This is a genomic window from Actinosynnema sp. NPDC023658 (assembly GCF_040639995.1).
In the GTDB taxonomy this organism is placed as follows: Bacteria; Actinomycetota; Actinomycetes; order Mycobacteriales; family Pseudonocardiaceae; genus Actinosynnema.
The window spans coordinates 1-6,314 of the sequence record NZ_JBFAAX010000335.1 but is presented as its reverse complement, the minus strand read 5'-3'; the positions used below and the strand labels follow the sequence as shown (position 1 = coordinate 6,314).

The window sequence follows — 6,314 nt, the reverse complement described above, 5'->3', positions numbered from 1 at the left end:
CCCGCACCCCCCCCCGCCGCCCCCGCGTGGGCCGCGGCGACGAGGGTGGCGGCCCGTCGACCGACACCGAGGTGCGCGACGACGACGTCCTGCTCCCCGTGGCGGGCATCCTGGACGTGCTGGAGAACTACGCGTTCGTCCGCACGTCGGGCTACCTGGCCGGGCCGAACGACGTCTACGTGTCGTTGTCGCTGGTCCGCAAGTACGGGCTGCGCCGGGGCGACGCCCTGATCGGCGCCGTGCGGCAGCCGCGCGACGGCGAGCAGCAGCGCCAGAAGTTCAACCCCCTGGTGCGGGTGGACAAGATCAACGGCCTCGACCCGGAGGAGTCCCGCAACCGGCCGGACTTCACCAAGCTGACGCCGCTGTACCCGAACGAGCGCCTGCGCCTCGAGACGGAACCGCACATCCTCACCACGCGCGTCATCGACCTGGTGATGCCGATCGGCAAGGGCCAGCGCGCCCTGGTCGTGTCGCCGCCGAAGGCGGGCAAGACCTCGGTGCTCCAGGCGATCGCCAACGCGATCACCACGAACAACCCCGAGTGCCACCTGATGGTGGTGCTGGTGGACGAGCGCCCCGAAGAGGTCACCGACATGCAGCGGTCGGTGAAGGGCGAGGTCATCGCCTCCACCTTCGACCGCCCGCCGTCGGACCACACCACGATCTCGGAGCTGGCCATCGAGCGGGCGAAGCGCCTGGTCGAGATGGGTCACGACGTGGTCGTGCTGCTGGACTCGATCACCCGCCTGGGCCGTGCCTACAACCTCGCGGCCCCCGCGAGCGGCCGGATCCTGTCCGGTGGTGTCGACTCGACGGCGCTGTACCCGCCGAAGCGGTTCCTCGGCGCGGCCCGCAACATCGAGGCGGGTGGCAGCCTCACCGTCATCGCCACGGCCCTGGTCGAGACCGGGTCCGCGGGTGACACGGTGATCTTCGAGGAGTTCAAGGGCACCGGCAACGCCGAGCTCAAGCTCGACCGGAAGATCGCGGACAAGCGGACCTTCCCGGCGGTGGACGTGGACTCGTCCAGCACCCGCAAGGAGGAGCTGCTGCTCTCGCCGGACGAGCTGGCGGTCATGCACAAGCTGCGCAGGGTGCTGCACGCCCTGGACAGCCAGCAGGCCATCGACCTGCTGCTGGACCGCTTGCGCAAGAGCCGGACGAACATCGAGTTCCTGATGCAGGTGGCCAAGACCACCCCGGGCACGGACAACGACTGACCGCGTCCGACCACCGAAGGCCCGTCCGGCACCTCGCCGGGCGGGCCTTCGCGGCGTTCCGGACCGGCAGGCGGGGCCCTGGGGTCGGCAGGCGGGGTCGGGGTGGGGTCAGCAGGGCGGGCTGGGCGCGGCGCCCGCGTCGACCAGCGCGGCCGTGCGGCGGCGTTCGAGGAAGTACTGGACGACCAGCAGCCCGGTGACCGGCACGCCGACGCCCACGACGGCCACCACGGGCACCCGCACGCCGTCCAGCAGCACGCCCACCAGCAGGAAGACCGCCAGGTAGGGCCAGCGCAGCCACACGCGCTGCCAGCGGGCCGTCCAGGAGACCGTGCCCGACGCCGCCACGCCCACGGCCACGCCCGCGCCGAACAGGGGGCTCGACAGGGTCAGGTGGCCCGGAGCCCCGAGCAGCACCCCACCCAGTCCGGTGAGACCGAGGACGGCGGTGCCGAACAGGAACGGCACGGCCAACCACGTGGTCAACGACAGCGGACGCCCGACAGCGCACAACACGGGCCCAGTGTGGCGTCCACGCAACGCCCGGCGCTGCTCTCTGTAGTTCAGCGGTTACCTCATGCGCCAAATGGTCGACCGCCATCGGCAAGCGGTTGTGACTCAGCACACCGGGAACAAGCGTGGACGGGCTCGCGTTGCAGCGGGAGTCAGCCGATCTGGCACACTGTCGGGTCGAGTCCGGCTCCGGTTCACCTCAGCGAATCCCCAACGAGGACCCGGCGGCCAACCAGGAAAGGGACAAGACGTTGAAGACCGGCATTCACCCCGAGTACGTGACGACCGAGGTCTCCTGCAACTGCGGTAACACCTTCGCGACGCGCAGCACCAAGTCGTCCGGCACCATCCACGTCGAGATCTGCTCCAACTGCCACCCGTTCTACACGGGCAAGCAGAAGATCATGGACACCGGTGGTCGGGTCGCGCGCTTCGAGGCCCGCTACGGCAAGCGCGCCAAGTAGCTGCCAGAACGGCGTCCACCCCGGGATCGCGGGTGGGCGCCGTTGTCGTTTCCGCACCACCGCGCACACCCCAGGACCGGAGCAAGATCGTGACGCTGGACGCCCTGCTGGCCGAGCACGCCGAGCTGGAAGCCAAGCTCGCAGACCCCTCGGTGCACGCCGACCAGGCGGGCGCGCGCAAGCTCGGCAAGCGCTACGCCGAGCTCACCCCGATCGTGAAGACCTCCCGCGAGCTGGAGCAGGCGAAGTCCGACCTGGAGACGGCCCGCGAGCTGGCCGCCGAGGACCCGGTGTTCGCCGAGGAGGCCGAGGAGCTGGCCCGGACCGTCCCGGCCCTGGAGTCGAAGCTGACCGAGCTGCTGCTCCCGCGTGACCCGCACGACAGCGCGGACGTGGTGCTGGAGATCAAGTCCGGCGAGGGCGGCGAGGAGTCGGCGCTGTTCGCGGGCGACCTGCTGCGCATGTACCTGCGGTACGCCGAACGCCACGGGTGGAAAGCCGAAGTGCTCGACGGCACGGACTCCGACCTGGGCGGCTTCAAGGACGTCACGGTGGCCATCAAGAGCCGCGCCGACACCCCGGACGGCGTCTGGTCGCGGCTGAAGTACGAGGGCGGCGTGCACCGCGTGCAGCGGGTGCCGGTCACCGAGTCGCAGGGCCGCATCCACACCTCCGCCGCCGGTGTCCTGGTGTTCCCGGAGACCGAGGACGTCGAGGTCGAGATCGACGAGAACGACCTGCGGGTGGACGTGTTCCGCTCGTCGGGCAAGGGCGGGCAGAGCGTCAACACGACCGACTCGGCCGTCCGCATCACCCACCTGCCCACCGGCATCGTGGTGTCCTGCCAGAACGAGCGCAGCCAGCTCCAGAACAAGGCGCGCGCCATGCAGGTGCTCCAGGCCCGGCTGACCGCGTTGGCCGAGGAGAAGCAGCAGCAGGAGGCGTCGGACGCCCGCCGCACCCAGATCCGGACGGTGGACCGCTCCGAGCGGGTGCGGACCTACAACTTCCCCGAATCGCGCATCTCCGATCACCGGGTTGGGTACAAAGCTCATAACCTGGACCAGGTGCTCGACGGCGACCTCGACGCGGTGCTGGACGCGTTGGCGGCCGCGGACCGCGCGGAGCGGCTCGCCGGCGGGTGAGGCGACGAGAGGGGCGTCCCGGTGGCCGAGATCGTGGTGGACCCGCAGCGCGCCCCGCTCGACGCGACGCTGACCGTGCGGGTCGAGGGCCTGCCACCGGACGAACGGGTGACGGTCCGCGCGTCCACGGGTGACTGGGCGGCCTCGGCGGTGTTCGTGGCCGACGAGCGCGGTGTGGTCGACCTGACCCGGCACGCCCCCGTCGAGGGTTCCTACTCCGGGGTCGACCCGATGGGGTTGTTCTGGTCGATGACCCGGACGGGTGAAGAACCCGGTCCGACGCTCGTCGAGGTCGTCGGCGTCGACAAGGTGGAGGTGGAACGCCTCACCGTGCCCGACGGCCTCCGGCGCACCGAGGTCCGCGAGGACGGGCTGGTCGGCGTGCTGTTCGAGCCGGACGACGACGAGGCGCACCCCGGCGTGCTGCTGCTCGGCGGGTCGGAGGGCGGCCTGCGCGAGTCTCACGCGGCGCTGCTGGCCGGCCACGGGTTCACCGTCCTCACCCAGGCCTACTTCGGCGTGCCCGGCGTCCCGGACCACCTGGTCGAGATCCCGCTGGAGCCGTTCGGGCGGGCGATCGAGCTGCTGAAGGGGCGCGCGGGGAAGGTCGGCGTCGTCGGCGGGTCGCGCGGCGGTGAGCTGGCGCTGCTCGTCGCCTCCACGTTCCCCGACGTCGGCGCCGCGGTCAGCGTGGTCGGCAGCGGTGTCGTGACGCAGTGCATCGGGCCCGGCGAGCGGCTGCTGCAGCAGCTGTCGCACGAGGCCGCGTCCTGGACGCACCGGGGCAGGCCGATCCCGTACCTGCCGCACTCCGTGCCGGACGAGCTGCGGGCGAAGGTCGTGGCGGGCGAGCCGGTGCCCCTGCGCCTGGCGTTCGACCTCTCCGACGGCATCCCGGAGGACACCGAGATCCCGGTCGAGCGGATCGCCGGCGGTGTGTTGCTGCTCTCATCCGGCTCGGACGAGGGCTGGCCGTCCGCGGTGCTCAGCGAGGTCGCCGAACGCCGGCTGCGAGCCCACGACCACCCGTTCCGGTACGAGCACGTGATCTACCCGGGCGCAGGACACCTGATCGCGGGCCCTCCGCACCGGCCGACCACGGACCTCGTCATCCCCGAGGCCGACGTGCGGTCCGCCGTGGGCGGCACGCCCGCCGCCTCGGCCGCCGCCCGCGCCGACGCGTGGCGTCGGACCGTTGAGTTCTTGTCGGACCAACTGGGCACCTAATGTGTCGTTCATGAGCGCACACTTTGACGTCGTGGTCCTCGGTGCGGGGCCAGGCGGGTACGTCGCCGCTATCCGGGCGGCCCAGCTGGGGCTGAAGACGGCGGTCATCGAGGAGCGTTACTGGGGCGGGGTGTGCCTGAACGTGGGCTGCATCCCGTCGAAGGCGCTCCTGCGCAACGCGGAGCTCGCGCACCTGTTCACGCACGAGCAGAAGGCCTACGGCATCAAGGTCGACGGCTCGGTGACGTTCGACTACGGCGCGGCCTACGAGCGCAGCCGCAAGGTCGCGGACGGGCGCGTCAAGGGCGTGCACTTCCTGATGAAGAAGAACGGCATCACCGAGTTCAACGGTCGGGGGACGTTCCTCGACGCGAACACCATCCAGGTGGGTGACGAGACCGGCACGTTCAACCACGCGATCATCGCGGCGGGTGCGACGACCCGACTGCTGCCGGGGACGAAGCTGTCCGAGCGGGTGGTGACGTACGAGGAGCAGATCCTGTCGTCGGACCTGCCGGAGAGCATCATCATCGCGGGCGCCGGCGCGATCGGCGTCGAGTTCGCCTACGTGCTGCACAACTACGGCGTGAAGGTCACCATCGTCGAGTTCCTGGACCGCGTGGTACCGCTGGAGGACGCCGAGGTCTCCACCGAGCTGGCCAAGCGGTACAAGAAGCTCGGGATCGACGTGCGGACGTCCACCCGGGTCGAGTCCATCGACGACTCCGGCCCGCGCGTGCGCGTGACGGTCTCCAAGGACGGCGCGCAGGAGGTCCTGGAGGCCGACAAGGTCATGCAGGCCATCGGGTTCCAGCCGCGGGTCGAGGGCTACGGCCTGGAGAAGACCGGCGTGCAGCTCACCGAGCGCGGCGCGATCGCGGTCGACAGCCGGTGCCGCACGACCGTGGACAACATCTTCGCCATCGGGGACGTGACGGCGAAGCTGATGCTCGCGCACGCCGCCGAGTCCATGGGCATCATCGCCGCGGAGACCATCGCGGGCGCGGAGACCATGGAGCTGGACTACGTGATGATCCCCCGCGCGACGTACTGCCAGCCGCAGATCGCGTCGTTCGGCTGGACCGAGGCGCAGGCCCGCGAGAAGGGCTACGACGTCCGGGTCGCGAAGTTCCCGTTCACCGCGAACGGCAAGGCGCACGGCATCGGTGACCCGGGCGGGTTCGTCAAGCTGATCAGCGACGCCAAGTACGGCGAGCTGCTCGGCGGTCACCTGATCGGACCCGACGTGACCGAGCTGCTGCCGGAGCTCACGCTGGCGCAGCAGTGGGACCTGACCGTGCACGAGGTGGCCCGCAACGTGCACGCGCACCCGACGTTGGGCGAGGCGGTCAAGGAAGCGATCCACGGCCTGGCCGGACACATGATCAACTTCTGACTGGCTACTCTGTCCGGCATGACGCGACAGCCCCTGCGGCCGGCCATCATGGAAGCGGAACGCATGCTGGCCGCCGCGGGGGTCGACAGCCCCCGGGTGGACGCGGAGCTGTTGGCGGCGCACGTGCTCGGGGTCGAGCGCTCGCGCCTGCCGCTGATCCCGATGGTCGACCCGCCGGTGGTGGAGGCGCTGCACAAGGTCGTGCGGCAGCGCACGACGCGCGTGCCGCTGCAGCACATCACCGGGCGGGCGCACCTGGGCGGGGTGGACCTGGAGGTCGGGCCGGGCGTGTTCATCCCGCGCCCGGAGACCGAGCTGATGCTCGAATGGGGTCTGTCCACTCTGG

The 6,314-nt window shown here is 70.8% G+C and carries 6 protein-coding genes and 1 pseudogene; 6 read left to right on the top strand and 1 reads right to left on the bottom strand.

What is annotated here, in order from left to right; genetic code table 11:
• The coding region (rho, locus tag AB0G02_RS25700) for a transcription termination factor Rho (RefSeq protein WP_360798224.1) at window positions 1-1,223 on the top strand (1,223 nt) is incomplete at its 5' end.
• Between the two features lie 108 nt (window positions 1,224-1,331).
• Here rho and AB0G02_RS25695 read toward each other — a convergent pair.
• Window positions 1,332-1,739, bottom strand: coding sequence for a hypothetical protein (locus tag AB0G02_RS25695; protein ID WP_360798222.1), 408 nt, complete (start codon window positions 1,737-1,739; stop codon window positions 1,332-1,334).
• 248 nt (window positions 1,740-1,987) lie between these two features.
• On the opposite strand from AB0G02_RS25695, the gene rpmE reads away from it, so the two are divergent.
• The 5 genes and pseudogenes from rpmE to AB0G02_RS25670 form a co-directional block, all read left to right on the top strand.
• Complete coding sequence (gene rpmE, locus AB0G02_RS25690; RefSeq protein ID WP_360798220.1) at window positions 1,988-2,200, top strand: 50S ribosomal protein L31; 213 nt, start codon at window positions 1,988-1,990, stop codon at window positions 2,198-2,200.
• A gap of 89 nt (window positions 2,201-2,289) precedes the next feature.
• Window positions 2,290-3,345, top strand: a complete 1,056-nt coding sequence (gene prfA, locus AB0G02_RS25685; protein WP_360798217.1) for a peptide chain release factor 1 — start codon at window positions 2,290-2,292, stop codon at window positions 3,343-3,345.
• A 21-nt stretch (window positions 3,346-3,366) separates the two neighbouring features.
• Window positions 3,367-4,572: an acyl-CoA thioesterase/bile acid-CoA:amino acid N-acyltransferase family protein gene (locus AB0G02_RS25680; RefSeq protein ID WP_360798215.1), complete on the top strand. Its 1,206-nt coding sequence runs from the start codon at window positions 3,367-3,369 to the stop codon at window positions 4,570-4,572.
• A gap of 10 nt (window positions 4,573-4,582) precedes the next feature.
• On the top strand, window positions 4,583-5,968 hold the full coding sequence (lpdA, locus tag AB0G02_RS25675; RefSeq protein WP_360798213.1) for a dihydrolipoyl dehydrogenase: 1,386 nt from the start codon (window positions 4,583-4,585) through the stop codon (window positions 5,966-5,968).
• An 18-nt stretch (window positions 5,969-5,986) separates the two neighbouring features.
• Window positions 5,987-6,314: pseudogene (locus AB0G02_RS25670) on the top strand (peptide chain release factor N(5)-glutamine methyltransferase); the annotation flags it as partial.